The following is a 26,244-nucleotide window of genomic DNA, read 5'->3' as shown; positions in this document are numbered from 1 at the left end:
ATTGGTGTAGCGTCAGAAATAAAACCTATAGATTGAGCGTCATGATGGTGTTGTTCGAACTATCAGTTGCATCCAGGGAAGTTGTAGTTCCCTGCTGGCCAAACACCGTAAAACCTGCTTTAAGATAAAGGTTAATCGCGCTCTGGTTCCCCTGAAACACCTGCAAACAAAGCACTTTAAGTTGGTGGTTAGCGCGTGCCCAGTCCAGTACCAGTTTCAAAAGTATAGATCCTAAGCCTTTGCCCTGATACGCCTTCAGGATACCCATCGAAAGCATACCCGTTGGGTTCTCATCAAATTCCATACTTCCGGTCAGGTCGATGTTGCCAATGATTTTACCCTCATGCTCCGCAATTAACAGCAGGCTATTAGGGTTATCGTTCAGGCTCCTGATCCATTCCCGTTGGTCTGCCACTGTCTGCTCCAGGTCGTCCGCAGAAACCAACAGGTACTTGCTTGTAAAAACATATTCGCGGATTGTTTCCAGTAGTTCAGCAGAATCCGAAGACTTTGCCTCCCTGATGAAAACTTGCTCGCCTCTTTTTAAAGTATAGTACTGATTGATTTCCTTCATTAAACCGGTTATAAAACTTATCCTTTTAAGCGGATGTGCAGTTCGTTTAGTTGTGCATCCGCAATAGAAGATGGTGCATCAATCATCACATCACGTCCGGAATTGTTTTTCGGGAAGGCGATGTAATCACGGATAGAGTCTGAGCCACCGAAAAGTGAGCACAGCCTGTCGAAACCAAAGGCAATACCACCGTGTGGCGGTGCACCATATTCGAAGGCATTCATCAGGAAGCCGAATTGGTTTTCAGCTTCTTCTTTCGAGAAACCTAATAACGTAAACATCTGCTCCTGCAAAGTTCTGTCATGGATACGGATAGAACCGCCACCCACTTCAACACCGTTAATTACCATATCATAGGCATTGGCGCGGATGTCACCCGGGCGGCTGTCAACCAATTCCAGGTCTTCTGGCTTAGGCGATGTGAACGGGTGGTGCATGGCATGGTAGCGCTGTGCTTCTTCGTCCCACTCCAGTAACGGAAAATCAACTACCCATAGCGGTGAGAATGTATTCTTATCGCGCAGGCCAAGGCGTTCGCCCATTTCCAGGCGTAGCTCGTTAAGCGCTTTGCGGGTTTTATCAGTGCCGCCGGCAAGTATAAGCAATAGGTCGCCTGGCTCCGCGTTAAACGCTTTGCCCCACTCCTGCAGGTCTTCTGACGAGTAGAATTTATCAACAGATGATTTTATACTTCCGTCTTCGTTAACGCGGGCGTATACCAGGCCGGTAGCGCCAATCTGCGGACGACGTACAAAATCGGTCAGTTCGTCGAGTTGCTTACGGGTATAGCTGGCTGCACCTTTGGCGTTAATACCAACTACCAGTTCGGCATCATCAAATACTTTAAAGCCTTTGTCTTTTACCAGCGCGTTCAGCTCCACAAAACGCATTTCGAAGCGCGTATCCGGCTTATCAGAACCATAGTATCTGGCTGCATCAGCATAGGTCATGCGTGGTAACTGATCGATCGTAACGCCTTTCACTTTTTCGAACAAGTGGCGGATAAAGCCTTCAAAGGTGTTCAGGATATCCTCCTGGGTTACGAAAGCCATTTCGCAATCTATCTGGGTAAACTCCGGCTGACGGTCAGCACGCAGGTCTTCGTCTCTGAAGCATTTTACGATCTGGTAATACTTATCGAAACCCGAAACCATCAGCAACTGCTTAAAGGTTTGTGGCGATTGCGGCAAGGCATAAAACTCGCCGGGGTTCATGCGGCTTGGCACCACAAAATCGCGGGCCCCTTCTGGCGTAGATTTGATCAGAACCGGCGTTTCTACTTCTATAAAGCTTAAATTATCGAGATAATTACGGGTTTCGCGCATCATGCGGTGGCGCAACTCTAGATTTCGGCGCACCGGGGCGCGACGCAAATCCAGGTAACGGTATTTCATGCGCAGGTCGTCGCCGCCATCGGTATCATCTTCAATCATGAAAGGAGGTAACTTGGCTGGGTTCAGAATTTCCAGGTTTGTTACTTTGATTTCCACTTCGCCGGTCGGCATTTTATCGTTCTTCGATTCGCGCTCGATCACGTTACCGGTTACACGCAGCACAAACTCACGGCCCAGGCTACGAGCCTGCACCAATACATCGGCTGGCGTAATGCCTTCTTCAAAAGAGAGCTGCGTCAGGCCATAACGGTCGCGCAAATCTATCCACAACATGCCGCCTTTGTCGCGCAGGCGCTGTACCCAGCCAGCTAATGTAACCTCTTTCCCTACGTTCTCAAGCCGTAGTTCTCCGCAAGTATGAGTTCGAAGCATCGTCTTATTTTCAGTTTTATCTTACCACAAAAGTAAGAATTGTTTTCGGAAGTATAAGGCAGGAAAGGCTTTTCAAAGCAGAACGGCCATACTTTAAAGTATAGCCGTTCTGCTTTGAATTAAGTTTGATTGCATTTATACTTTGCTGGAGTAGCTGAATGGTATAAGTGAGGATTTATACTTTGCTGGCGTAGTTGAATGCTTTCTCTACTTTTAAAGTATAAGTTTTATAGGTAGCTTTTTCGCTCCAAGTCCGCTGGGACTCGTTCTCGGGCATCGCGCTGTTTACTTGAAGCTGCCCTCGCTCTGCTACGGGCTGCCACTTACATGGCACCGCAACAAGTAAAAGGCGCTCAACCCAAGAACTGGGATAAGTTCTCTCTTCGATTGACAATAATTAAAAAGTACATGAAAAGAGAAATAACTGATCGAAGAAAAAAACCTTTCCAGTTTTCGCGTGAAGCGCCTTGTGAATTTCCGGTGCCACGTAAGTGGCAGTCGCAAGACAGGGAATTAACACAGCGCTGAAGGCGAAAACGCAGCCAGCGCGGCTGCCGAGCGCGAAAGCACACAATGAAACAACAGCTTCTCAGTTAACTAAGGAAGGAGCTACGCCAGCAAAGTATAAAGCCTTATTCTATAATTGTTACTTAAACAACCCGCCTAACTTATCACCCAAACCACCCGACAGTTTATCTTTAATACCGCCAAACATGCCCATTAAATCGCTCTGACTTGTACCATCTGCGCTTACTTTGCCCGATACTTTGTTCATCAAAAACGAAATAACAAACGGGCCTACCTGCTTGGCTATACTTTCGGGTACACCTAGTTTGGTAGTCAGGTCGTTCACATAATTGCCGATCATGCTGTTCATGCCGCTGTGCTCGGTTGGGCTTTTCTGGCCTTTCAGGATATCCATCATCCCACCGAAATCACCACTGGAAGCTTGTTGTTTTAAGCCGGCTGCCAGGCTATCTTTTGCCAGGTCCACAGATTTGCTGGCGGTGTCGGGCTGCAACTGGAATTTGTTCTGAAGCTCGCCGGTAAGCTGGCCTTTTACGCTGTTAATGATATTTTCTAACATAGTTTTGTTTGTTTTCAGATTGATAATGCTATGCTGTTCTAACGAAGAAATGAGCAAGAAGATATTTGGTTTCCTTAAACCAGTAAACCGTTACGCTCTAATTGGCAAAGTAATTGCACAGCAACCGCTACCTACTTTTGACCAATATTTTATAGCTTTGCCTTTCTAATTTATGAACATGCGTTATTTAGCCTTTTTAGCTATTATTCTGATGGCAGGTGTGGCCTTCGCCAAACCGAAACTGAAGAAAGTACAGATCAGCAAAGAAATTAGTGTGCTGCTGCCACAGGATTTCACACCCATGAACGATGATGGCATTGCCCGCAGCTATCCGGCTACTACCCGCCCGCTGGCAGTTTATACCAGTCCTAACGGCCAGATAGATTTCAGTGTAACACAAAAAAAATCGCAGTTCAGGGCGGCCGATCTGGCGATGCTACGCGAGTTTTACAAAGCCAATTTACTGGAGCGCTTCTCTAAAGTTGATTTTATCCGGGATGAGGTAAAGCAGGTAAAAGGCAAAGATTACATCGTTTTCGAATACGTTTCTACTGTATCAGAAGACCGCCAGGCCAGCAATTTAAAACCGATGAACAAGTATAGCATCGTACAGTATACCATCCAGGGCGACCAGTTGCTGATATTTACCATGCACGTACCGTTTGCCATGAAAAACGATTGGCAGGAAACTACCCGCCAGATCATGGAATCTGTTGTGATTAAATAATTATACTTTAAGCACCCATACCATAAGCCTCTCCTTTGCCGGAGGGGCTTCTTTTTTATAGTTTCGCTACTTTAAAACGACCAAGATGAACGACGATATACTCTCTATTTACAGCGACGATTATTTTATGAAAGAAGCGTACAAGCAGGCTACGTACGCTTTCGAGGAAGATGAAATTCCGATAGGTGCCGTGATCGTGTGCAACAACCGCATTATTGCCAAAGCCTATAACCAGACCGAAAAGCTGAACGATGTAACCGCCCACGCCGAAATGCTTGCTTTTACAGCCGCCTCCGAGTACCTGGGCAACAAATACTTACACGACTGCACGTTGTATGTAACCGTGGAGCCCTGCGTGATGTGTGCCGGTGCCAGTTACTGGGCACAGCTAAAAAGGGTGGTTTTCGGAACAACAGAGCCCAAACGCGGTTATAGAAGGGTAGGCAACTTGCTGCATCCTAAAACGGAAATGGTAAGCGGCATAATGGCCGATGAGTGTGCTGCGCTGATGGCTTCTTTCTTTGCCAATAAAAGAAATTAACTAACTTTGGCTTGAAGCGTACACATTTTTGTGCCTACAAGAGTAAATCATTATCAATCCTAAAACTATAGAAACTATGGCTTTCGAACTTCCGAACCTACCTTATGCTTACGACGCACTGGAGCCGCACATCGATGCGCGCACCATGGAAATCCACCATACAAAACACCACCAGGCTTATACAACTAACCTGAACAATGCCATTGCAGGCACTGAACTGGAAAACATGTCTATCGAGGAGATCTTCTCCAGCTTTAGCGGCGATAACAAAGCGGTACGTAACAACGGTGGCGGCTATTACAACCACAACCTGTTCTGGACTATCCTGTCACCAAACGGCGGCGGACAACCAACAGGCGAGCTGGCAGAAGCAATAAACGAAGCATTCGGTTCTTTCGACCAGATGAAAGAGAAATTTAACGCAGCAGCAGCTACCCGTTTCGGTTCTGGCTGGGCCTGGCTATGTGTAGCTGGTGGTAAACTGGAAGTATGTTCTACACCAAACCAGGATAACCCACTTATGCCATTCGCTGAAGGTTGCGCCGGCACGCCAATCTTAGGCCTTGACGTGTGGGAACATGCCTATTACCTGAACTATCAGAACCGCCGTCCGGATTACGTAAACGCTTTCTGGAACGTAGTAAACTGGGAAGAAGTAACACGTCGCTATAACGAGGCAAAATAATTTGTTCTGACGTCAGATACAGGACAAAAGACATAAGACCTTTTGCCCAACAAAAAATCCCCGCCGGAAACGACGGGGATTTTTTTATACTTTAATGCTCAGAAATTCTGTTTATACTTTCATCCTGCGTTATTGCTGCGCTACCTGCTGCTTTGCTTTATACGCTGCCACGCCTGCATCCAGGAACTTCACAAAATTCTCAACGCTCAGGTCATAGGCCGTAGGTTTTACCAGCACATTCTCGTTTTCATCCATCAGCACATAGTATGGCTGCGCGTTTACATTGAATTTGGTTATCTGGTAATCGGCGTACTTTTTACCGATGGTCGCTTTTTCTTTGCTGTCATACTTACTGATATACTTTTCGTTTTCGGCCAGCTCAGTTTTATCATCTACATACAAAGCCACTATGATGTAATCTTCCTGAAGGCGCTTTAGCACCTGCGGGTCCGACCATACATTGGCTTCCATTTCGCGGCAGTTAACGCAACCGTGGCCGGTAAAATCAATAAAGATGGGTTTGCCCTGTTCGGCAGCACATTTCTTGGCTTGTTCCAGATCGAAGTAGCCCTGCAAGCCGTGCGGCAAATGCAGGAAGTCGCTATACTTAGGCGTTTCGCAAAGCTGAGTTGTGTTATTTGCGATGGAGCCACCGCCCTGTCGGTTAATGGCGGCTAAGTCAAAATCGTGAGTAGCTTGCGGTGGCAGGTAACCTGATAAGGCTTTCAGCGGCGCCCCAAACAACCCTGGCACCAGGTACACGACAAAGCCAAACGTGGCAATCGCAAAAAACAAACGCGGCACACCGATGTATGGTACATCTGAATCGTGTGAGAACTTGAGTTTGCCCAGCAGGTAAAAGCCCATCAAAGTAAATATCACAATCCAGAGGGCCAGGTATACTTCCCTGTCCAGGATGCCCCAATGGTACACCTGATCGGCTACGCTCAGGAATTTAAGCGCCAGAGCCAGCTCTATAAAACCCAAAACTACTTTTACGGAGTTCAGCCAGCCACCGGATTTTGGCAGGCCTTTTAACCACGACGGAAAAATGGCAAATAACGTAAACGGCAACGCGAACGCCAGCGAAAAACCGAACATCCCTACAATGGGGCGCAGGGTTTCGCCTCCGGCAGAAGCTACCAGTATACTTCCGACAATAGGCCCGGTGCACGAAAATGAAACCAGCACCAAAGTAAATGCCATAAAAAAAACACCGACCCAACCGCCTTTATCCGCCTGCGCATCAACTTTGTTTAACCACGAACTGGGCAGCGTAATCTCGAACATCCCGAAAAAAGACATCGCAAAAATCACGAACACCAGGAAGAACAGAACATTCGGCAGCCAGTGTGTACTGATAAAATTGGCCCCATCGGCCCCGAACAAACGCGCCACCACCGTACCGATAACCGTATAAATAGCGATGATGGAAAGGCCGTAAATAAGCGCTTTAAAAATTGCCTGGCCCCGGTTAGAGCTGCTGCCGGTAAAGAAACTCACCGTCATGGGCACCATCGGGAATACGCAGGGCGTCAGCAGTGCTACCAGGCCAGAGCCGAAAGCGATCAGCATAAAGGTCAGCAGGCCTTCCTCTGGTTCTGAGGCAGTAGTTGCAGGAGTGGCAGCAAGTGTAGCTGTATCCTGTGCAGTGGTAGTGTTTATACTTGCGGTAGCGGTATCTGAAGTAACAGCAGCTGTAGCTGTTGTATCAGGAGCTGTAGTGGTTGCAGCAGGCATATTTATACTTGCCGGCGCATCGGTAGCGCCGGTTGCGGTAGTGGCCGGAATGGCTGTTCCGCTTATACTTACCTGGCTGTTCGAAAAAGTGAAATCATCATCAAACGGAATACATTTTCCATCGATATCCGTGCAGACCTGGTACTCGTAGCTGCCTTTAACCTGCAAGGTGGGCTGCAGAACTTTTATTTTCTGCCTGAACTGCGCCGTGCCTACAAAGTAAGTATACTCGCCTTCCCACAGGTCATCATACTTTTTCTTTGGGTTCACCGGTTTGATTTTGCCTACCAGTTCGTAAGAGGGATGTTTGGCAAACTTAAACTCAGTAACCATTGGCCCCAGTTCCGGGTCGAAATCCGAAGAATACAGGTACCAGTCTTTATCTATCTTAACATTAAAGATAAGCTCTATTTCTTCGCCAACGGCTGCCTGCTTTTTAGAAACATCATAGCTCCAGGTAGCGGGTTTCAGGACCTGGGCCTGCACCGCCATTGCCAGAAGCAACAAAAAAAGGCTTAGTAAATATTTTCCGGATCTATGGGTATACATATGGGCTGTTCTACTTTTATACTTGCAAGCTGATTTATACTTCAGGGTAACAAGAAAGCTTTTGTTTTGATAGCACAAAAGTATGGATTTTTAACGGGATAACGTAAGCTGCTGCCATACTTGCTACATGCCCCGGACAGACAACTCCCGCAACTCGCTTTACAGCTCTTTTTTAGTTTCAGAGAACACCGCCAGCTCTGGTAACCAAATGGTAACACCAGAACCTATTTGATAACATATTCTCCAGCAAATACCCCTTAACTTTGTATCATTAGAAGTATAAATTGAATATTGACCACAGGCTAAAAGTATAATTCACCCTTAAAAGACTGGCATTCACGAACAAAACCCAGTTTTTTGACAGGTTCAGGAATCAATCTAAAGCATGAAATGTATAACAACTATGAGATAATTTATAATAATAACCTTGCTTGTATGCCTGCAAATTTTACCACCAGCCCAACTGTTACTTTAAAGACAACCTGCGGGAAATCTTTCGGAAGTTTGTTTAAAGCTATCAAAATGATGCGCGATGAGCAGCACAACTTTCATGTGGTATACAAGACCTTTACAGATGAGTTTATTTATTCTTTTTGTAATCCCTTCCTAGATGCTGATGCGGAAAACACCTATCAACTGATAAGTGAAGACATGGCAAAGCACATATTTTTGCACCGCCTGTCGCAGGAAAATGCCAGCGAGTTGTTTAGCACCGCCGAGGTATCAAGACTGAGCGTCGTATCCTGAATTCTGCATTGCTATTTTACTCAAAAAGGCACCGCTTGGTGCCTTTTCTGATTTTAATAACCCGTTTTTGTAAAGCATGTATTAAAAGATGTATATTTAAAACAGCTTCGTAGGCCTGCATTGCCCTGTTATGGCGGTTTAATAGCCTGGTTGCGTATACTCTTCTGGCAAAAACCTTTATTTTAGTTAATTTTACACCTTTGCCGGCTACAACACAGCTTTATAAACTATGGTTTTTGATATTTTCCTGACAATATTTCTTGTTCTGCTTAACGGCTTTTTTGTGGCAGCCGAGTTTGCCATTGTAAAAGTAAGGGCTTCGCAGATTGAGCTTCGGGCACAAACCGGTAACTCGCTCGCTAAAATGGCGCAGCACATGCTCTCCCACCTCGATTCTTATCTATCGGCCACACAATTAGGTATAACGCTTGCTTCGCTTGGTTTGGGTTGGATCGGGGAAAGTGTGGTTTCGCGCATTGTAATTGATATTATGAACGCCTTTGGCTATCAGGGCAGCGAGGCACTGGCCCATAGCATTGCCCTTCCGATCTCGTTTGCCATTATTACGGTACTGCACATTGTGTTTGGGGAGCTGGCTCCAAAATCGCTGGCCATTCAACGTTCCGAATCTACGGCGCTGGCTGTTTCTATTCCGCTTCGCTTCTTTTATATCCTGTTCCGGCCGTTTATCTGGTTACTGAATGGTTTTGCCAATGCTGTGCTCCGCTCGATGGGCATACGGCCGGTGCATGGCTCCGAAGTACACTCCGCAGAAGAACTCCGGTTGTTGTTTGAGCAAAGCGTGGAAAGTGGCGCCATCCAGGATTCGCAGCACGAGCTGATGGAGAATGTGTTCCAGTTTAATGAGCGCATGGTAAAACAGATACAGGTGCCCCGTACCAAGATGATCGCTATTGATGTGCACATTGCAGAAACGGACCTGATGGATGTGATCTTTAACGAAGGTTATTCGCGCCTGCCTGTATATGATGGCAACATCGATAATATTGTGGGTATACTTTACGTAAAAGATATCCTGAACATCATGCGCCTCGGCGAACCGATCGTTATCGAAAAACTGATGCGCCCTGCCTACTTCATTCCTGAAACCAAAAAAATTAACCGCCTGCTTAAGCAGTTCCAGCGCCGCCACATGCACATGGCCATCGCTACCGACGAGTTTGGCGGTGTTTCCGGTATTGTTACCATCGAGGATATTATTGAAGAACTGGTTGGCGAGATACAGGATGAATATGATGAGGAAGCACCGATCGTGGAACGCCTCAGCGATTTTGAGTATAAAGTGAACGGCTCGGCTGCCATCTCAGATGCCAACGACCACCTGCCCTACTCCCTGCCCGAAGGCGAAGATTACGAAACCGTAGGCGGTTTTGTGAACGTACTCTATGGCCAGATACCAGAAGACAGCAGCGAAATGGCTACTTACAAAGAGTATGAAGTGAAGGTACTCGAGCGGTCGGAGCGCCGCGTGGAATGGGTACAGCTTACCGTACGCGAGGAAGTGCGCGATAACCTACTTTAAAAGTATAAAGCAGCTTAAATAGAAAGTCAGCTTCCGGAAGTTTATACTTTGAGGGTTGATAGTTTATACTTTGCTGGCGTAGTTTGGCTTTCTTATCTTGGATAGTTCTTGTTGTATAGCATGCTTTCGCGCTCGGCGGCCGCGCTGGCCGCGTTTTCCCCTTCAGCGCTGTGTTCATTCCCTGCCTTACGGCTGCTGCGCACCGGAAATTCACAAGGCGCTTCACGCGAAAACTGGAGAGGTTTTTTTCTTCGATCAAAGTATAAAGTATACTTCAATTAAGAGCAAGAGTCTTTGGCTAAACCAACTCCCCTCCTTTTTTCAAGGAGGGGTGCCGCAGGCGGGGTGGTTAAACTTGTCAAGCAAAAGCGAGGCGATAAGCCAACAATAACACAAGAACTTTTCTATTAAGCCAGCAAAGTATAAAACCAACTAGCCTCTATTCTTTTCCTGTAAACCAACCACCATACATTACATAGTTGTTGGCTACCTTATCCAGGCCTTCGATCTGCGCTGCGCTTAGCTGTTTTACTTTCTTGGCCGGAATGCCTGCATAGATCCAGCCCGATTCGCAGATAGTGTTTTCAAGTACGATAGCGCCTGCAGCCACGATACAGTTTTTCTGCACCACCACGTTATCCATCACAATAGATCCCATCCCAATCAGCACATTATCCTCTACAGTACAGCCGTGCACAATCGCGTTATGCCCTACCGATACGTTATTGCCAATGGTAGTCGCGGCTTTCTCGTAAGTACAATGGATCACGGCACCATCCTGTATATTTGATTTATTCCCGATCCGGATGCTGTTTACATCGCCACGGATAACAGCGTTAAACCAAACGGTACATTCATCGCCCATAATCACATCGCCTACAATCGTTGCATTCGGGGCTATAAAGCATTCTTCGCCCATCTGGGGTTTCACGCCTTTTACAGGAAGTATAACTGGCATATATATTTTGAATTACAAATTAAAAATTACGAATTACGAATTAGGGTAAATTTCTTCCGGATTTACACTTTGAAAACCTGTATCAGGCGAACATGCGTTTCCAGGTGCCTTTGTAGTAATTATAACGGAGCGTGCTGGGCAATGCCTTCCAGAAATATTTATTTACTTCTACGGCAAAGCTTGGCTGCATGTAACAGTTAATGGTGCAGCCTTCGCAGGCCGGTAATTTCCCTTCCAGCTTTTTAAGCGCTTCTACTTCTTCCGATAAGTATAAAGTATAAAGGTCGCCATTTATCGGAAAGGCTTGGGTACCGAGATGATAACATGGCAGAACCAGCTCATTGTCCGGAGAAATTACGAGTGTGGTGCTGGCTGCTTTACAGACAGGTTTGGAAGTATGATTGCCGCCATCGCGCCGCAATTCTATAAAGCCTTCGTTCAGGTATACTTGTTTGCGTTTGCCAAAGGCTGTCAGGTAATCGAGTTCTTCTTCGGATAAACGCTCGCCAGTTTCTACGGCATTATACTCAAAAGCCGGATTAAGGATGAGGACGAGTTTGTTTGGAAGTATGATTTTCTGGTAGACCTCTTCCAGTTGGTGCAGGTTGTGCTTGAAAACAGTAAACAGAATATCTGGCCGCTCGCCCAGTTCTTTCGCCACCCTTACCGATTCCATTACAAAATCATAGCAGGCCACACCGCGGCCTTTGTCGTGTGTTTCTTTATCCGCAGAATCCAGCGAAAAGTGCAGCATGTCTATTTTCCCTTTCAGCTTCTGGGCTAATTTGGGATAAAGCATGGCATTAGTGGTGAGCGTGGTAATAAAGCCCATTTCGTGCGCCATGGCAAGCATCTGGTCTATCTGGCGGTGCAATAATGGTTCGCCACCGGTAAAATCGATCACCTGTACGCCCAGCTTTTTCAGGTCGCGCAGGTTTTGCGCAACATCTTCCAGGGTAATATAAGGCGATGGTTTTTCCCAGATATCACAGAACGAGCACTTTGCGTTACAGCGGTAGGTAACGTAATAGTTGCAAAGTACAGGTTTGGATGTTAGGCGCATCAGTTTTAATTACGAATTAAGAAGTACGAATTACGAGTTTTGTTCTGGAAATAAGAAATCAGCGTGATGGATAAGACAAAGAACAGGCTAATTATTAAATAGCAGATGATTATACTTTTTCATCTAACTTCATACTTGTGCCGGAGCCGTAGACACCATTCCCCAAAAATACGTATTCAGTTTATACTTCCGTAACGCAGGCAGAGCCCAGGCTGCTTTACTTGTTTTAGAATCAGAGAATATAATTACCTGTTATACATTAAGATAAACTTCCATACTTTAAAAAATTTCCCCTATGAAAAAAATATTCCTGTTAATAGCCGTTGTGCTTGCTGCATACAGCACGTCGATGGCGCAAACGTTTCAGGCTGGTTTAAAAGCGGGCATCAGCGCCAGCAAAGTAACGGTAAAAGACCTGCAAAATTCGCCTGAAGAATACGATAACCCCGAAAACATTGCAGGCTACCATGCCGGTATTTTTACCAGGTTTCAGGTAGCCGGCGTTTTCCTGCAGCCCGAAGCAATGGTCGTTTCATCGGGTGGGAAAATCGAATTTACCGATGCGGCAACGGGTGGCGTACAAACTTCCGAGTTTGATTTTAACCGTTTGGATGTGCCGATCATGCTGGGTTATAATTTCCTGAAAGTGCTGCGCGTGCAGGCCGGGCCGGTTGCATCTGTGGTATTTGATGCCAAGCAGCAGGACGTAGAAATTGACGAGTACATGAACCGGACTGACTGGGGCTGGCAGGCTGGCGTAGGCGTTGATCTGGCAGCATTAACCTTAGACCTGCGCTACGAAAACATTGGCCGCGACTTTACCAACACCGTGCAGCAAAGCAGCGGCAAGTATAAAACCGAACAATTTATACTTAGCTTAGGCTTTAAACTGGTGAAGTAAACTTTATCGGCCACAAAAAAAGCTCTTTAACACATATGTTAAAGAGCTTTTTTATTTTTATACTTTAGTTGATCTGTTAAGGCATGTACATTTCTGCGCCCGGGCCAACCGGCAGTTTCAGTAATATCCAGATGATGAACATGATCGTCCAGCCGATAAAGAAAACCACCGTGTAGGGCAGCATCGTGGAGATAACCGTTCCGATACCTGCATTTTTATCATAGCGCTGAATAAAGGCTACAATCAAGGCAAAGTAAGACATCATAGGCGATATAATGTTGGTAACGCTATCGCCGATGCGGTAAGCTGTTTGCGTAAATTCCGGCGTATAGCCCAGCAGCATAAACATCGGAATAAAAACAGGCGCCATAATGGCCCACTTGGCCGAAGCCGAACCCATTACCAGGTTAATAGTGGCGGCCACTAAAATGAACATGATCATTAGCGGAATATCGCTCAGGCCCATTGTTTTAAGCACATCGGCACCGTTAATGGCCAATATAAGCCCTAGGTTGGTCCAGTTAAAGTAAGCTACAAATTGTGCGGCAAAAAACACCAGTACAATGTAAGAGCCCAGCGTTTCCATGGATTTGGCCATGCCGCGCATCACATCGCTGTCGCTTCTGATGGTTTTAGCACCGATGCCGTAGGCAATACCCGCCACACCTGCTAAAACGAAGATAAAGGCCACAATACCTGACATGAATGGCGAATTAAGCACACCACCCGTTTCCGGATCTCTTAAATAACCGTTTTCCGGTAGCAGCCCGCCCAGTATAAACGCCATCAGGAGCAGTATGGCAATAGAAGCGTAAAGTATACCGCGTTTCTCGTCTGCATTCAGGCGGTCTATACTTTGAGGTTTTTCATCTCCGGTGTATTCGCCCAGCCTGGGTATCACAATTCTTTCGGTTACCCAGGTACCTAAGCCAGCCACCAGAAACGTAGAGGCAAACATAAAGTAATAGTTAGCAGCAGGGTTTACTACATAATTCGGGTCGATAATTTTGGCAGCTTCCGTAGAAAGACCAGCCAGCAAAGGGTCTACAGTTCCGAGTAAAAGGTTGGCGCTATACCCACCCGATACACCGGCAAATGCAGCAGCCAAGCCAGCCAGCGGATGGCGGCCAGCGGCCAGAAATATAATTGCCGCCAAGGGCACCAACAGCACATAGCCAACTTCAGAAGCCGTATTCGAGATCACACCTGCAAATACGATCACAAACGTCAGCAAACGCTTTGGCGAAGCCAGTACTACCATGCGTAAAACGGCCCCAATCAGGCCTGTGCCTTCAGCAATACCAATACCAAGTAATGACACTAATACCGTACCCAGTGGCGCAAAACCAGTAAAGTTGGTTACCATGCGGGTCAGGATCATGTGCAAGCCTTCCGTGGAAAGTAAGTTAAAAGGCGTTACGGTTTCGCCGGTGCCGGGGTGCACTACCGCCATATCAAAAAGGCTGGCAACCCACGATAAAATAATGATAAGCAAAGCAAAGCCAGCAAACAAAGTGGCAGGGTGAGGCAGGGCATTTCCGATACGTTCTATCACAGACAGAAACCTGTCGATGCCGGATCTTTTCTTCTGAAGCTCGGTCATAAAGGTGGTTAATGGTTTACCGGAGCAAGCTGCCCGGGCAAGGTTGGATTTAGTTTGGTGGCTGAATATCCTTAAAAAAGGCCATACCTGCAAATTTTACCGGAATTCCCTAACTTGGCAGTTGCTTATACTTTATACTTTTTATGATTCCTTACCTGAACCCCGGCGACCGCATTGCCATAATTTCTACTGCCCGAAAAATTACTGCGGCAGAGCTCGCTCCTGCTATCAGCACCTTCCAAAGCTGGGGCTTAGAGGTAGTGCTGGGCCAGACCATTGATGCCGCTTATAACCAGTTTGCCGGCGACGATGTGCTCCGTTTACGCGATTTCCAGGGGATGTTGGATGATGCAAGTATAAAAGCGATTGTTTGCGCACGCGGCGGTTACGGCACTACCCGTATCATTGATCAGGTAGATTTTACGCAGTTTACGAAGCAGCCGAAATGGGTGGTCGGGTTCAGCGATGTAACCACCATCCACAGCCATATTCACAACCTCGGCCTGGAAACCATACACGCCATTATGCCGGTATTATTTGGCCGCGAAGGAACTATAGATTCCGTGGAAACGCTGCGCCAGGTATTGTTTGGAGAAAGCCTGGTTTATACTTCTGATCCGCATGAATTTAACCGCTTCGGCACTGCGCAGGGCCAGTTGGTAGGTGGTAATCTTTCCATGCTGCACACACTTACCGGCACCAGATCCGATATCGATACAAGTGGCAAAATACTTTTCCTAGAAGACCTGGACGAATACCTCTACCACATCGACCGTATGCTGGTGCATTTAGACCGAAGTGGCAAACTGAAAAACCTGGCGGGTATGCTTGTAGGCGATATGAGTGACATGAAAGATAACGCGATTCCGTTCGGTAAAACGGCTTACGAGATCATACAGGAGCATGTGGGCAAGTATAACTTCCCTGTATCGTTTGGTTTTCCGGTGGGCCACGAGCCGCTTAATCTGGCTTTGGTGTGCGGAAGAGAAGTAGCGTTGGAGGTAAGTGAGTCAGGGGCGAGATTGAAGTATGTATATAATTCGTAATCTTTATATTATACAGGAACTATATAGTATACTCGTTAGTACGATTACGTATAGCCGCCGCACTTGGAGGTATAAACGAAATAGATTACGTTTATACTATAGTCAGCTGTTATTTAAAATATAAAAAATGACATTCCAAGAAATATTTATTAATCTAATAACAATTTTAGTGTCCTTATTTATATTTTACTCACTAAGGAGTTATTGGCCTAAATATTTTGAAACTAAAGGCGCAAATCAAGCTACGAAAGAAGATATCGGAGAAATTACTGAAATTGTAGAAAATATAAAATCTGATTTATTGCAACAAAATGAATTTTTAAAAGCTCAGTTATCATTTTATAATCAACATAAAATAAATCTTAAAAATGCTGAAAGAGAAGCTATTTTAGATTTTAATAGAAAGATTTCAGCTTGGTTATTTTCAATTGTCAGATTTACTTTTACCACTTACAAATTAGATAATTATAAAGATTTAAATAATGTTTCAATAGAGTTCGGTAAAAGACAATATGAATGTGATTTGGCTGAAGCTCATTTAGAGCTTTTTATACACGACCAAGAATTTCTCAACACTAAAATGAATCTAAATGTTGGAATATTAGACCTTGAAGGTATTACGGATAGAGCTTTAACAGAAGTTTACTGGGTATACTCAATATTTGAATCAGAAAATGAATTTGCAAAAGATTCTCCTGATACACAGCGACAGTTGAAAGAAAAACTACTTATTGACCTTGATAAGTTAACTAATAAGCATCGAAAAGAAAGTCTAACACAATATAAAAAAGTCCATAAATCAATGGTGGATATGCGGGAATTAATTAATACTAGATTAAAACAACTAGAGGAGGAAGAAAAAACAACAGCTAACATTGTATAAACATGCCACGGCCAACGGCCTAGCACGTTGTTTATACGAGACCGTTATACTACTACCCGCACCCTACGCCGCCTTTTTATCAATCCCCTTTGCGCGTACATCCTGGTAATAATTACAGAAACTGTTGAGTACACACTCCTCGCATTTAGGCGTATACCATGTGCAGATGCGCTGCCCATGCCAGAACAAATGCTTATGGAAATTAAATAATTCTTCGGGGTCTGGTGGGAGCATTTGCAGCAACAGGTCGTGGGCTTTGTTGGCTGTTACTTTTGCCCCGATTATACCAACCCGCTGACTCACCCGGAACACATGCGTATCTACGGGCAGCACCGGTTTTTTAAAGTTAAAGAGCAGTAATAGTGTAGCGGTTTTTGGGCCAACGCCCGGTAGTTTTGTCAGCCAGGCCATAGCATCCGCAACTGGAATATCTCTGAGAAACTCGATTTCGATCTCGCCTCTTTCTTCTTTTATGATGCGGAGCGTTTCCTGTATCTGCGGCACTTTCTGGTCGGGGTAGCGGGTTGTTTTGATCGCATCTGCCATTTCAGCGGTATCGGCCTGCATCACGCCTTCCCAATCTCCGAACCGTTCCAGCATGGTATTATAGGCCATTACTTCGTCGGCATGCGTGGTGCGGTGCGACAGCATGGTACTGATCAGCTCGTGCATGGGCGTGCGCCGGCTGTTATCTAGTGTAAGCCGCTTATAGGTCTGGTTCAGGGTTTCGTGCGTCAGCAATGCTTTTTCGCGGCCGGATAGTTCGTGTGCATCCATGGGTAAATCATAAATTGGATTTATACTTTACGCACGCGTTTTAAATGAGTTTATCCCCTCGGCCCATGCTGCAAAGCTCTTGTTTCCTGCTGAATTTAAATAAAAATGCACTAGTTTATACTTTAAAGTACAACTTTTTGCATTTTATAGCGCTATATGTTCTTGTTACTTTTTTTGGACAGGTAAAGGACTAACACAGAAGATAATGCAAATAAAATTTTTAGGTACGGGTGGCGCCTTCGATACAGATTACCTTAATTCTGCAGCCATATTGGAGTTCAGGAGTCTGAACCTGCTTCTTGATTGTGGCTTTACGGTTTACCCTGCCCTTGTCCAGAAAAACCTGCTTCACAAAGTAGATCATATCCTGCTCACGCACCTGCACAACGACCATAGCGGCAGCCTGGCCAACTTACTACTCCACAAAAGTATACTGGATGGCGCCAAACGGCCGCTTATTTTATACCCGAACGAACAGTTTAAGCAGCAGCTTTATACTTTCTTGGAGATACAACTAAAAGACCCGGATAAGTATGCAGAGTTTGTGCCGCTCGATCAGTTTGAAGGGATTACAGCCGTGGATACGTATGCCTACCATTCGGAAGGCTACCAGACTTTTTCTTACATTTTTGATTCCGAAGAGAGCCGCCTGGTGTACTCCGGCGATCTGGCGAAGCCTGAAATCCTTTTCAACAAACTGGAACGGATGCCGCCCAAAAGAACCTGCGTTTTCCACGACATCACTTTTGAAGCAGACAATACGGGCCATACGTATTACAAAAAACTGCTGCCCTACATGAACGGCGTGGATATGTTTGGTTACCACTGCGACCCTACCAAAAGCCCCGACGACAACCCGATCAGGCTGGTATTTTACCAACAGGATTTTATGGCGTAAGGCTCAGAAGCTACTTTACACTCCAGATACCTTGGATGCAGCATTTGCGTAAGTGCAAAAGCCGGGATAGTAAAAGTTGAACAAGTATACATGCTGCTGGTTACTATCCCATACTAACCCGAATAACCTATATGATCTCCCTGAAACAAGCTGCCAAAGTGCCTTTTCTACAACAACCGCTGCACATTGCTTATTGCTTGTTTTTTACGGCCTTCCTGGTTTTTACCGGCCTCACCACACCTGACCCCGGTAACTGGGCAACCGAAAATGTACTTACTGTTTCGCTATTCATTTTCCTGATTGCTTTTTATAATATTTTCCGGTTTTCGGATGCCAGCTATACGTTGATTCTGCTTTTCCTGATGTTGCACATGTATGGCAGCCAGCACCAATATGCCAGTAACCCGCTCGGCGAATGGCTGCAACAAACCTATAACTTAAACCGCAACCCCTACGACCGGCTGGTGCATTTGGGCTTTGGCCTGCTGTTAACGTACCCCATACACGAAGTGCTGGCCGCCGGTTTTAAGCTGCCCAACCTATGGACTTATATTTTGCCCGTAGAGCTTACTTTATCTTTAAGTGCGGTGTATGAACTGGCCGAATGGATGGTGGCCGATTGGGTGTACAAAGGCGGGCAGGCCGGCATGGATTTCCTAGGGATGCAGGGCGATATCTGGGATGCCCAGAAAGATGTAGCGCTGGCCGTAGCCGGAAGTATAACTGCCCTGCTTATAACCTTTCTGCTTCGCCGTAACAAAGTCAGGTAAGCTTTATACTTTCCTGAAATCGTATTTATACTTCGTTTGTACTTTGCAGCTATTCAAATCAGGACAGTAAAGTATAGGCATAAAAAAACCAGCCGCCCTTTGCAGGAACGGCTGGAAAAAAAATCAAAAAATCAGAATCTTCTTATAACTGGCCTTTTTCGGCAGCTTTCTTCATTTTCTCGTTTGCAAAGATCGCGATCTCTACACGACGGTTTTGCGTACGGCCTTCAACAGTAGAGTTGTCAGCAATTGGCTGATCGAACGCATATCCTTTTGTCGTCATACGGCTACGATCTACGCCAACAGAAGCGGCATAATCAGCAACAGATTGCGCACGGCTTTCAGATAAACGCTGGTTCAGATCTCTGCCGCCAGTGTTGTCTGTGTGGCCTTCGATCAGTACGTTGGTATCAGGGTATTTCTGAAGTGTTTCAGCCAACTTAGAAATTTCGGTTTTAGCACCGGATTGCAACGCTGCTGAGTTTGTCTGGAACAGGATACCGGAATCGAATGTGATCTTGATACCTTCCCCTACACGTTCAACTTTTGCATTTTCAAGGTCGCGACGCAGCTCTTCGGCTTGCTTATCCATACGGCGGCCAATTACAGCACCTGTTGTACCACCAACGGCAGCACCAATAATAGCGCCTGCAGCAGTGTTACCTGCAATGCGGCCAACTACGCCACCCACTACAGCTCCGGAGCCAGCACCAATAATGCCGCCTTTTGCTGTTTTACTCATGCCTCTGTTTTGTGTATCTGATGTGCCAGTTTGCTGGCCTGTAGTACAAGATGTAGAAAGAATGCCGATCAAGGCAAAAACTGATAAATAATTTCTTAGGTTTTTCATAATTTCTAATTTTAAATCTCCAACTAATTCATGTCAGATTCAGAGCATATTACTCTTCTAACGCTAAAATGTTTCGATTAATTTTCGGTTCTCTATACAGTTGCACCCAGCAGAAGTACATAATTTTAGCTGTATCCTGAGCCTTAACAACTTATATCTACTATATTTTATACTTGCCTCTAAAAAAACTTTAGCCTGGTAATCAGAACAACTTATAAAGTTATTAACAGCACTTAGTTTATACTTTATAAATGCCTGCCACTATACAGCTACAGGCATTTATAAAGTATGTTTTTATTTTACCTGGCCGCTTTCTGCAGCATTCTTCAACTCTTCGTTTGCTACGATGATGATCTCTACACGGCGGTTTTGCTGGCGACCAGATGCAGTTGTATTATCTGCGATTGGCTGGTCGTAGCTATAGCCTTTTGATTGAAGGCGGCTGCCTTCCACACCCAGGGTGCGCGCATATGCTGCAACCGCATCGGCACGGCGCTCAGATAAACGTTGGTTCAGCTCATAGCCACCGGTGTTATCGGTGTGGCCTTCAATGATTACGTTCGTGCCATCATAGCTTTTTAAGGTTTCGGCCAGCTTCTGGATATCTTTTTTGGCGGCAGCACTTAACTCCGCAGAGTTCACAGCAAACAAAATTCCTGAATCGAAATTAACACGGATGGCTTCGCCTACACGCTCTACTTTCGCGTTTTCCATACTTTTCTCCAGTTCTTCGGCTTGCTTGTCCATGCGACGGCCAATTACGGCTCCGGTTGCGCCACCAACGGCAGCACCCACAATAGCACCAGCCGCTGTGTTGCCTAACCTGTTCCCGATTATACCGCCAATTACGGCGCCACCTCCAGCACCTATCAGGCCGCCTTTGGTTGTCTTTTTCATGCCTGGCTTATCGGTGCCGTTTTCTGTTGTTTCTGTTGAGGTGCCAGCTGTAGTTCCTGCAGCCGGGCGGGTGGCCTGGCAAGAAGAGAACAGCATAGTAGCAGCCAAAAGCGAGGTAAGTGATAAGTTTAAAATTTTCATGTTTGTACGAATAAGCAATAATGATTTTTTTTAGTAGCCGCCTTCCAGGGCGCCTACCTGCAGCTTTACAATACTAGTGCCAAAATTACTGTGGTTGCGCCGTATATTACCCGATTCAGATATTCAGGCTATAAATTCATCATAACAGAACATCAACCAAGTATAAACCTGACACCTATAATAGCAAAAGCCCGTTGCATGGTACAACGGGCTTTTGCTATAGGATCGTATACTTTTAACTTAAGACAGTTTTGCCGCTCTTGCTGTTTTAGAGTCAGCAACTGCATCTTTTGACTCGAGCATACTTAACAGATCAGATAACCTGTTTTTGAGTTCTTTTCTATCCACTATAAAATCAAGGAAACCGTGCTCCAGTACAAACTCTGCACTCTGGAACCCTTTTGGCAGATCTTTACCGATGGTTTCTTTGATAACGCGCGGGCCCGCAAAACCGATCAGTGCGCCTGGCTCTGCAATGTTAAAATCGCCGAGCATGGCAAATGAAGCTGTCACGCCACCTGTGGTAGGATCGGTTAAAAGCGATATATAAGGCAGTTTTTCTTCTGAAAGCAGCGCCAGTTTAGCCGAAGTTTTCGCCATCTGCATCAATGAGAAACCTGCTTCCATCATACGCGCCCCACCAGATTTTGAGATCATCAGGAACGGCGTGCGTGTTTTGCGGGCATGGTCTATGGCACGGGCAATTTTCTCGCCTACTACCGAGCCCATTGAGCCGCCAATGTAAGCAAAGTCCATGCAGGCAATCGTAATCGGGAGGCCGTTCAGGTTACCATAGCCGGTGCGTACGGCATCTTTCAGGCCGGTCGCTTTTTCGGTAGCCACCACACGGTTAGGGTATGGTTTGGTATCCACAAAGTTCAGCGGGTCGCCGGATGTCATGTTCGCATCGAGCTCTGTAAATGCGTTGTCATCGAACAGGATCGCGAAATATTCTTTCGACCCGATCCGGTCATGATAATTACATTTTACGCACGTGTTCATGTTTTTCCGGTGCTCGGCCATACTTGTTACGGCTTTGCAAGTTGGGCACTTATACCACAGCCCGTCAGGTGTTTCCTTCTTTTCTTCGGTGGGTGTGCTAATTCCTTTTTCTACTCTTTTAAACCAAGGCATCATACTTTAACAGGGTGCGTTCCGCACTTATGGGTTATAGCTATACGTTGTGCAACAGCAAATTAACGGCAATGGCCTGCCTTTTCCCACCTCCGGAGAGGCGCCGAAAAAAGGCAGGCCACAAAAATAGTTAATTATCAGCAGTTCTGCTACTGATGCTTATGCCAATGTAATTTCGTTTGACAGATAAACGTCCTGAATGGCGTTTAATAGCTCAACACCAACTTTCATGTCTTTCTGGAAAGCCTTACGGCCAGATATTAAGCCCATACCGCCTGCACGCTTGTTGATAACAGCTGTACGAACTGCATCCGCTAAATCAGACTCGCCTTTAGACTCGCCACCAGAGTTGATAAGACCGGCACGGCCCATGTAGCAGTTAGCCACCTGGTAACGCGTTAAGTCGATTGGGTTATCAGAAGAAAGCATCTCGTACATCGCCTTATGAGACTTTGCAAAGTTTACAGCCGTGAAACCACCGTTGTTCTCCGGTAATTTCTGCTTGATGATGTCTGCCTGAATTGTTACGCCCAGGTGGTTTGCCTGTGCAGTAAGGTCGGCGGCCACATGGTAATCAACACCGTCTTTTTTGAAGGCATTGTTACGCGCATAGCACCAAAGGATGGTAGCCATACCTAACTGGTGTGCTCTCTCGAATGCTTCTGCTACCTCAACAATCTGGCGGGAAGATTCTTCTGAACCGAAATAAATAGTGGCACCAACGGCAGTTGCACCTAAGTTCCAGGCCTCGTCTACAGAACCGAACATGATCTGGTCGAACTTGTTCGGGTATGTCATCAACTCGTTGTGGTTGATCTTAACGATGAACGGAATTTTGTGTGCGTATTTTCTGGACATCATCGCCAGGTTACCAAATGTTGTCGCAACAGCGTTGCAACCACCTTCGATAGCCAGTTTAATGATGTTCTCTGGGTCGAAATAAATAGGGTTTGGCGCAAATGACGCACCCGCTGTGTGCTCAATGCCCTGATCAACCGGCAGGATGGAAAGGAAACCAGTGTTGCCTAAACGACCTGTGTTGAAAAGTTGCTGCAAGCTGCGCAGTACCTGTGGGCTTCTGTTAGACTGAGCAAAGATTCTGTCTACGAAATCCGGGCCTGGCGCGTGGATCAGTTCTTTTGCGATAGTTTTGCTTTCATGCTGCAGCAGGCTGTCCGCTTCAGAACCAAGTAAAGAAACGATGTTATCGTACGTCATTTGTTTTGATATATGTGAGGTATACTTTTGATTTAGTGGTGCAAAGATAGAATGAAAATGTATTCTCCCTAATCTTTCGCCATTCTTTAATAAAGCGGTAGCTCCGGCAACAGCATTAAAGCTTCATCGGGTTTGCTATCGCAACCGCATACTTCATACACACCGGAAATGTTACGTTTATACTTGATTTTTTTAAAAATATCTGCTCAGCTGGATCTATGCTTTGTAGCCTAACTATACTTACTGGGAGTTTATACTTAGCTAAAGTATAACTGCTACTTAAAGTATAAATCTATACTTTGTTGTTTCTGTTCAGCTTAAGAAATCACCCATAAAAATGCCTGCACGTAAAATCGAACAGGCATTTTTATGAGCAGCATCAGTTATTATAATGGGTTACATACACTCTTCGCTCACTACTTTACCATCCACAATTACAGTGCATACATGAGAGGTATATTCAAAAGGATCTCCATCAAATAGCACGATATCGGCATCTTTGCCTTTTTCCAGTGACCCTACGCGCTTATCCTGCCCTATTATTTTGGCCGGGGTTGTTGTGATAGCAGCCAGCGCCTGCTCTGGCTGCATGCCATTTGCTACAGCTACGCCCGCTTCGAACAGTATAACACGCGCTCGCGGCACATAAGCTTCAAACCCGCTTTGTATCGCCACGGGTATGCCTGCTTTAGAAAGTGTAGCTGCCGTCTCGAAAGAGATATTTTTGGTTTCGCCGTATGCCCGCGACATCGTTGGGTGAACGACAACTGGTATGCCGGCCGCTTTTATTTCATTTACCAGTAAATAAGCTTCAGCTGCACCATCCAACACCATATTCAGGTTAAACTCTTTTGCTAAACGCAGCGCACCCATAATATCCTGTGCTTTATTGGCTGTGATCAGTGCTTTATACTTTCCGCTTACTACTCCGGCTAGGGCTTCCAGTTTCAGGTTGCGGTCCGGGCGTTTGGTTGCATCGCCATTGCCCATTTTTTTGGCGTAAACCTGTGCTGCCTGTAACTCTGCCCGTAACATGGCTACACCTTTGGCGGGTGTTTTTGGTGAGTTGTAGTTCTCTCCTACCGACGAGCCTAGTGTAAACGCTACCATCGTTGTCGTATCGAGCAATGTACTAAAGCCGCCAGCAGATGTTTTCAGAGCCATTAACTGTCCGCTTGCAATTGCTCCGGGCGCATGCCCTGTATTTATAGTTGTAATGCCATGTTTACGTACCCAGCCAATTAGTTCTTCGTTTGGGTTATAGGCATCAATGGCCCGCAGCTCAGGTTGTATGGGAGTTGTTTTCTCTAATTGCTGCTGATCGGCAGGCACGTTATAAATGCCAGCCAGGCCAACAGAAGTATGGGCATCTACAAAACCGGGCGTTACTACTTTAGCAGTGTATAGTTTATAGTTTTGCGGCACCTGCAGGTTGGCTCCTACCGCTTCAATTTTGCCATCCTTTATAAGCACTACGCCATTTTTGATCGGAGTTCCGGCCATGGTATAGACCGTTTCGCCTTTTACGGCTACCTGTGCCTCTGCCTGCTGCGCGCAAAGTATCCCAACGCCGGCAAGTATGGCAGCACTTAGTTGTATGTATTTTTTCATGTTGAGTTTCCTTGATTGATCACTCGACGAAAGATTGTTTGACAAAGGAGAGAAAGTATAGTTCTTAAATTGCCTTATGTCTTTTGTCAAAAATTCCTTTGTCTAAATTTAGTGGGTGTGATAATGTACATCCGTCTGGTAGGTGTTATACCCGCCGGTAGCAAACTTCTTATCTTCGGGGTTGCTGATATCAAAGCGTTTTTTGCCTTCTACCCAGGTTTGTTCTACTTTGGTGTACACACTGAATGGCTCACCATTCAGCACTATAAAGTCGGCATCTTTTCCTTTTTCCAGCGAACCCACGCGTTTATCTAACTCCAGCATTTTTGCACCGGCTATCGTTAACGCTTCCAATGCTTTATCGCGGCTCATGCCGGCACGTACACCCAAAGCGGCACTACGTATAAACAAACGCGAATCAGTTATACCGTCATCCGTATGGAACGCTGTCAGCACGCCGGCTTTCTCCAGCACAGCGCCATTAGCATTGCGGATTTCTACAGCTTCTGTTTTACCACCCGGTGAATCAAGTGTGATAATTGAGGCCGGAATACCTGCTTTTGCAATTTCATCAGCCGCTTTCCAGGCTTCGCTCACGTGGTGGAGCACCATTTTAAAACCGAACTCTTTTTGCAGGCGCAGCGCTGTCAGGACATCATCGTAACGATGTGTATGGAAATGTACAATTCGTTTGCCTTCCAGTATTTCTACCATCGGAGCCAGGTTAGCTTTGTATTCCGGCATTTTATCTGCTTTGCCTTTCGCTGCTTTTATTTTCCCCTGGTACTGTTGTGCATCCAGAAATAACTGCCGCGCCATAGCAGCCGACTTTGCCCGGGTTCCCGGGAATGGAGCAGGTCTCATGGGGTTGGTTCCGTTGGCCATTTTCATACCGCCACAAATGCCGCTTGTAGGGTCTTCGCAGAAAGTAAGCTCGCCAATTGTATTGCCTTCGCGCATTTTCAGGTATACTGTTTGCCCGCTCATCAGGTGCCCAGACCCAGGCATTACGTTCACGGTGGTGATGCCTCCGGCAAGTGCCCGTTTAAAAGAATCACTTATCGGATTTATGCCATCAATAATGCGTACATCAGGTTGTAGCGGTGCAGATGCATCGGCACCGGCCCCTTCGCCCAAATGAGAGTGCGTATCTACCAGACCAGGCAGCAACACTTTACCAGTCAGGTCAAATTCAGTAGCCCCTTTCGGCACTTTTACCTGCCCTGCAGTTCCGATGGCTGTTATTTTACCATGCTGCACCACCAGCACCCCATTTTCTATGGGCTTGCCTGCGATCGGAATAATGCGGGCCCCTTTAAACACATGCGGCTGCTCCTGCGCAAAGGCATTGCCTGCAACCAGAAAGCCAGCCAGGCCCAGCGTTGCAAGCAATCGTTTATTATTTTTCATTAGATGTTCGTGTAAAGTATGGATCACATTAGTTTTATCACCCTTAACTTAAACATTTTAACCTGTATTTAAAAAGCTTTCCGGCTGCTACTGTCTCTTTGTAGTTAAGTTTAGTTTACTAATTG

At 45.9% G+C, this 26,244-nt stretch carries 24 protein-coding genes; 10 read left to right on the top strand and 14 right to left on the bottom strand.

The window, feature by feature from the left end; translation table 11 throughout:
* Positions 1–25: 25 nt before the first annotated feature.
* The 3 genes from DP923_RS09890 to DP923_RS09875 form a co-directional block, all read right to left on the bottom strand.
* Complete coding sequence (locus tag DP923_RS09890; protein ID WP_112305706.1) at positions 26–574, bottom strand: GNAT family N-acetyltransferase; 549 nt, start codon at positions 572–574, stop codon at positions 26–28.
* A 17-nt stretch (positions 575–591) separates the two neighbouring features.
* The gene (aspS, locus tag DP923_RS09885; protein WP_112305705.1) at positions 592–2,340 is read right to left on the bottom strand and encodes an aspartate--tRNA ligase; all 1,749 of its coding nucleotides are present in this window, start codon (positions 2,338–2,340) and stop codon (positions 592–594) included.
* Between the two features lie 646 nt (positions 2,341–2,986).
* The gene (locus DP923_RS09875) at positions 2,987–3,427 is read right to left on the bottom strand and encodes a hypothetical protein (protein WP_112306227.1); all 441 of its coding nucleotides are present in this window, start codon (positions 3,425–3,427) and stop codon (positions 2,987–2,989) included.
* A gap of 178 nt (positions 3,428–3,605) precedes the next feature.
* Between DP923_RS09875 and DP923_RS09870 the strand changes: the two genes are divergently transcribed.
* The 3 genes from DP923_RS09870 (at position 3,606) to DP923_RS09860 (ending at position 5,380) form a co-directional block, all read left to right on the top strand.
* The gene (locus tag DP923_RS09870) at positions 3,606–4,154 is read left to right on the top strand and encodes a hypothetical protein (RefSeq protein WP_239020998.1); all 549 of its coding nucleotides are present in this window, start codon (positions 3,606–3,608) and stop codon (positions 4,152–4,154) included.
* Positions 4,155–4,239: 85 nt separating this feature from the next.
* The gene (locus DP923_RS09865; protein ID WP_239020997.1) at positions 4,240–4,695 is read left to right on the top strand and encodes a nucleoside deaminase; all 456 of its coding nucleotides are present in this window, start codon (positions 4,240–4,242) and stop codon (positions 4,693–4,695) included.
* Between the two features lie 76 nt (positions 4,696–4,771).
* Positions 4,772–5,380: a superoxide dismutase gene (locus DP923_RS09860; protein ID WP_112305702.1), complete on the top strand. Its 609-nt coding sequence runs from the start codon at positions 4,772–4,774 to the stop codon at positions 5,378–5,380.
* Between the two features lie 129 nt (positions 5,381–5,509).
* Here DP923_RS09860 and DP923_RS09855 read toward each other — a convergent pair whose 3' ends face one another.
* A complete protein-coding gene (locus tag DP923_RS09855; protein ID WP_112305701.1) occupies positions 5,510–7,669 on the bottom strand; it encodes a protein-disulfide reductase DsbD family protein in 2,160 nt (719 codons plus the stop codon).
* Between the two features lie 435 nt (positions 7,670–8,104).
* Here DP923_RS09855 and DP923_RS09850 point away from each other — a divergent pair, with 435 nt between their 5' ends.
* Together DP923_RS09850 and DP923_RS09845 are read left to right on the top strand one after the other, a co-directional pair.
* Positions 8,105–8,416 (top strand): hypothetical protein, encoded by a 312-nt coding sequence (locus tag DP923_RS09850; protein WP_112305700.1) that lies wholly within the window; start codon positions 8,105–8,107, stop codon positions 8,414–8,416.
* A 229-nt stretch (positions 8,417–8,645) separates the two neighbouring features.
* Entirely contained in the window at positions 8,646–9,959 is a 1,314-nt protein-coding gene (locus DP923_RS09845) for a hemolysin family protein (RefSeq protein WP_112305699.1), read from the top strand.
* Positions 9,960–10,398: 439 nt separating this feature from the next.
* Here the strand turns inward: DP923_RS09845 and DP923_RS09835 are convergent, their stop codons facing one another.
* Together DP923_RS09835 and DP923_RS09830 are read right to left on the bottom strand one after the other, a co-directional pair.
* Positions 10,399–10,917 (bottom strand): gamma carbonic anhydrase family protein, encoded by a 519-nt coding sequence (locus DP923_RS09835; RefSeq protein WP_112305697.1) that lies wholly within the window; start codon positions 10,915–10,917, stop codon positions 10,399–10,401.
* 82 nt (positions 10,918–10,999) lie between these two features.
* Positions 11,000–11,980: a radical SAM protein gene (locus DP923_RS09830; protein WP_112305696.1), complete on the bottom strand. Its 981-nt coding sequence runs from the start codon at positions 11,978–11,980 to the stop codon at positions 11,000–11,002.
* Between the two features lie 295 nt (positions 11,981–12,275).
* Here DP923_RS09830 and DP923_RS09825 point away from each other — a divergent pair, with 295 nt between their 5' ends.
* Positions 12,276–12,881: a porin family protein gene (locus DP923_RS09825; RefSeq protein ID WP_112305695.1), complete on the top strand. Its 606-nt coding sequence runs from the start codon at positions 12,276–12,278 to the stop codon at positions 12,879–12,881.
* Positions 12,882–12,957: 76 nt separating this feature from the next.
* Here DP923_RS09825 and DP923_RS09820 read toward each other — a convergent pair whose 3' ends face one another.
* On the bottom strand, positions 12,958–14,484 hold the full coding sequence (locus DP923_RS09820; RefSeq protein ID WP_112306225.1) for an AbgT family transporter: 1,527 nt from the start codon (positions 14,482–14,484) through the stop codon (positions 12,958–12,960).
* 143 nt (positions 14,485–14,627) lie between these two features.
* On the opposite strand from DP923_RS09820, the gene DP923_RS09815 reads away from it, so the two are divergent.
* Both DP923_RS09815 and DP923_RS09810 read left to right on the top strand, forming a co-directional pair.
* Positions 14,628–15,530: a S66 peptidase family protein gene (locus DP923_RS09815; protein ID WP_112305694.1), complete on the top strand. Its 903-nt coding sequence runs from the start codon at positions 14,628–14,630 to the stop codon at positions 15,528–15,530.
* 127 nt (positions 15,531–15,657) lie between these two features.
* Complete coding sequence (locus DP923_RS09810) at positions 15,658–16,413, top strand: hypothetical protein (protein WP_112305693.1); 756 nt, start codon at positions 15,658–15,660, stop codon at positions 16,411–16,413.
* 63 nt (positions 16,414–16,476) lie between these two features.
* Here DP923_RS09810 and DP923_RS09805 read toward each other — a convergent pair whose 3' ends face one another.
* Positions 16,477–17,190 carry an endonuclease III domain-containing protein gene (locus DP923_RS09805; RefSeq protein WP_112305692.1) on the bottom strand — a complete coding sequence of 238 codons (714 nt, stop codon included), beginning with the start codon at positions 17,188–17,190 and terminating at the stop codon, positions 16,477–16,479.
* A 205-nt stretch (positions 17,191–17,395) separates the two neighbouring features.
* Here DP923_RS09805 and DP923_RS09800 point away from each other — a divergent pair, with 205 nt between their 5' ends.
* A complete protein-coding gene (locus tag DP923_RS09800; RefSeq protein WP_112305691.1) occupies positions 17,396–18,088 on the top strand; it encodes an MBL fold metallo-hydrolase in 693 nt (230 codons plus the stop codon).
* Positions 18,089–18,219: 131 nt separating this feature from the next.
* Entirely contained in the window at positions 18,220–18,858 is a 639-nt protein-coding gene (locus DP923_RS09795) for a DUF2238 domain-containing protein (protein WP_112305690.1), read from the top strand.
* 142 nt (positions 18,859–19,000) lie between these two features.
* Here the strand turns inward: DP923_RS09795 and DP923_RS09790 are convergent, their stop codons facing one another.
* The 6 genes from DP923_RS09790 to DP923_RS09765 all read right to left on the bottom strand — a co-directional run bounded on the left by DP923_RS09790 (position 19,001) and on the right by DP923_RS09765 (position 26,119).
* Positions 19,001–19,708: an OmpA family protein gene (locus DP923_RS09790; protein ID WP_112305689.1), complete on the bottom strand. Its 708-nt coding sequence runs from the start codon at positions 19,706–19,708 to the stop codon at positions 19,001–19,003.
* A 294-nt stretch (positions 19,709–20,002) separates the two neighbouring features.
* Positions 20,003–20,746 (bottom strand): OmpA family protein, encoded by a 744-nt coding sequence (locus DP923_RS09785; RefSeq protein WP_239020996.1) that lies wholly within the window; start codon positions 20,744–20,746, stop codon positions 20,003–20,005.
* A 240-nt stretch (positions 20,747–20,986) separates the two neighbouring features.
* Positions 20,987–21,880, bottom strand: coding sequence for an acetyl-CoA carboxylase, carboxyltransferase subunit beta (accD, locus tag DP923_RS09780; protein WP_112306223.1), 894 nt, complete (start codon positions 21,878–21,880; stop codon positions 20,987–20,989).
* A 159-nt stretch (positions 21,881–22,039) separates the two neighbouring features.
* Positions 22,040–23,098 carry a class I fructose-bisphosphate aldolase gene (locus tag DP923_RS09775; protein WP_112305688.1) on the bottom strand — a complete coding sequence of 353 codons (1,059 nt, stop codon included), beginning with the start codon at positions 23,096–23,098 and terminating at the stop codon, positions 22,040–22,042.
* 396 nt (positions 23,099–23,494) lie between these two features.
* Positions 23,495–24,709, bottom strand: a complete 1,215-nt coding sequence (locus tag DP923_RS09770) for an amidohydrolase family protein (RefSeq protein WP_112305687.1) — start codon at positions 24,707–24,709, stop codon at positions 23,495–23,497.
* 108 nt (positions 24,710–24,817) lie between these two features.
* Positions 24,818–26,119, bottom strand: coding sequence for an amidohydrolase family protein (locus DP923_RS09765; RefSeq protein ID WP_112305686.1), 1,302 nt, complete (start codon positions 26,117–26,119; stop codon positions 24,818–24,820).
* Between the last annotated feature and the right edge of the window lie 125 nt (positions 26,120–26,244).

Source organism: Pontibacter arcticus, assembly GCF_003284895.1.
GTDB classification, from domain to species: Bacteria; Bacteroidota; Bacteroidia; order Cytophagales; family Hymenobacteraceae; genus Pontibacter; species Pontibacter arcticus.
This window is presented reverse-complemented; position numbering and strand designations above follow the sequence as displayed.

Bases quoted from the DNA above. Each gene is read 5' to 3' on its own strand.
- DP923_RS09890 (WP_112305706.1), bottom strand. From the start codon at position 574: ATGAAGGAAATCAATCAGTACTATACTTTAAAAAGAGGCGAGCAAGTT.
- aspS (WP_112305705.1), bottom strand. From the start codon at position 2,340: ATGCTTCGAACTCATACTTGCGGAGAACTACGGCTTGAGAACGTAGGG.
- DP923_RS09875 (WP_112306227.1), bottom strand. From the start codon at position 3,427: ATGTTAGAAAATATCATTAACAGCGTAAAAGGCCAGCTTACCGGCGAG.
- DP923_RS09870 (WP_239020998.1), top strand. From the start codon at position 3,606: ATGCGTTATTTAGCCTTTTTAGCTATTATTCTGATGGCAGGTGTGGCC.
- DP923_RS09865 (WP_239020997.1), top strand. From the start codon at position 4,240: ATGAACGACGATATACTCTCTATTTACAGCGACGATTATTTTATGAAA.
- DP923_RS09860 (WP_112305702.1), top strand. From the start codon at position 4,772: ATGGCTTTCGAACTTCCGAACCTACCTTATGCTTACGACGCACTGGAG.
- DP923_RS09855 (WP_112305701.1), bottom strand. From the start codon at position 7,669: ATGTATACCCATAGATCCGGAAAATATTTACTAAGCCTTTTTTTGTTG.
- DP923_RS09850 (WP_112305700.1), top strand. From the start codon at position 8,105: ATGCCTGCAAATTTTACCACCAGCCCAACTGTTACTTTAAAGACAACC.
- DP923_RS09845 (WP_112305699.1), top strand. From the start codon at position 8,646: ATGGTTTTTGATATTTTCCTGACAATATTTCTTGTTCTGCTTAACGGC.
- DP923_RS09835 (WP_112305697.1), bottom strand. From the start codon at position 10,917: ATGCCAGTTATACTTCCTGTAAAAGGCGTGAAACCCCAGATGGGCGAA.
- DP923_RS09830 (WP_112305696.1), bottom strand. From the start codon at position 11,980: ATGCGCCTAACATCCAAACCTGTACTTTGCAACTATTACGTTACCTAC.
- DP923_RS09825 (WP_112305695.1), top strand. From the start codon at position 12,276: ATGAAAAAAATATTCCTGTTAATAGCCGTTGTGCTTGCTGCATACAGC.
- DP923_RS09820 (WP_112306225.1), bottom strand. From the start codon at position 14,484: ATGACCGAGCTTCAGAAGAAAAGATCCGGCATCGACAGGTTTCTGTCT.
- DP923_RS09815 (WP_112305694.1), top strand. From the start codon at position 14,628: ATGATTCCTTACCTGAACCCCGGCGACCGCATTGCCATAATTTCTACT.
- DP923_RS09810 (WP_112305693.1), top strand. From the start codon at position 15,658: ATGACATTCCAAGAAATATTTATTAATCTAATAACAATTTTAGTGTCC.
- DP923_RS09805 (WP_112305692.1), bottom strand. From the start codon at position 17,190: ATGGATGCACACGAACTATCCGGCCGCGAAAAAGCATTGCTGACGCAC.
- DP923_RS09800 (WP_112305691.1), top strand. From the start codon at position 17,396: ATGCAAATAAAATTTTTAGGTACGGGTGGCGCCTTCGATACAGATTAC.
- DP923_RS09795 (WP_112305690.1), top strand. From the start codon at position 18,220: ATGATCTCCCTGAAACAAGCTGCCAAAGTGCCTTTTCTACAACAACCG.
- DP923_RS09790 (WP_112305689.1), bottom strand. From the start codon at position 19,708: ATGAAAAACCTAAGAAATTATTTATCAGTTTTTGCCTTGATCGGCATT.
- DP923_RS09785 (WP_239020996.1), bottom strand. From the start codon at position 20,746: ATGAAAATTTTAAACTTATCACTTACCTCGCTTTTGGCTGCTACTATG.
- accD (WP_112306223.1), bottom strand. From the start codon at position 21,880: ATGCCTTGGTTTAAAAGAGTAGAAAAAGGAATTAGCACACCCACCGAA.
- DP923_RS09775 (WP_112305688.1), bottom strand. From the start codon at position 23,098: ATGACGTACGATAACATCGTTTCTTTACTTGGTTCTGAAGCGGACAGC.
- DP923_RS09770 (WP_112305687.1), bottom strand. From the start codon at position 24,709: ATGAAAAAATACATACAACTAAGTGCTGCCATACTTGCCGGCGTTGGG.
- DP923_RS09765 (WP_112305686.1), bottom strand. From the start codon at position 26,119: ATGAAAAATAATAAACGATTGCTTGCAACGCTGGGCCTGGCTGGCTTT.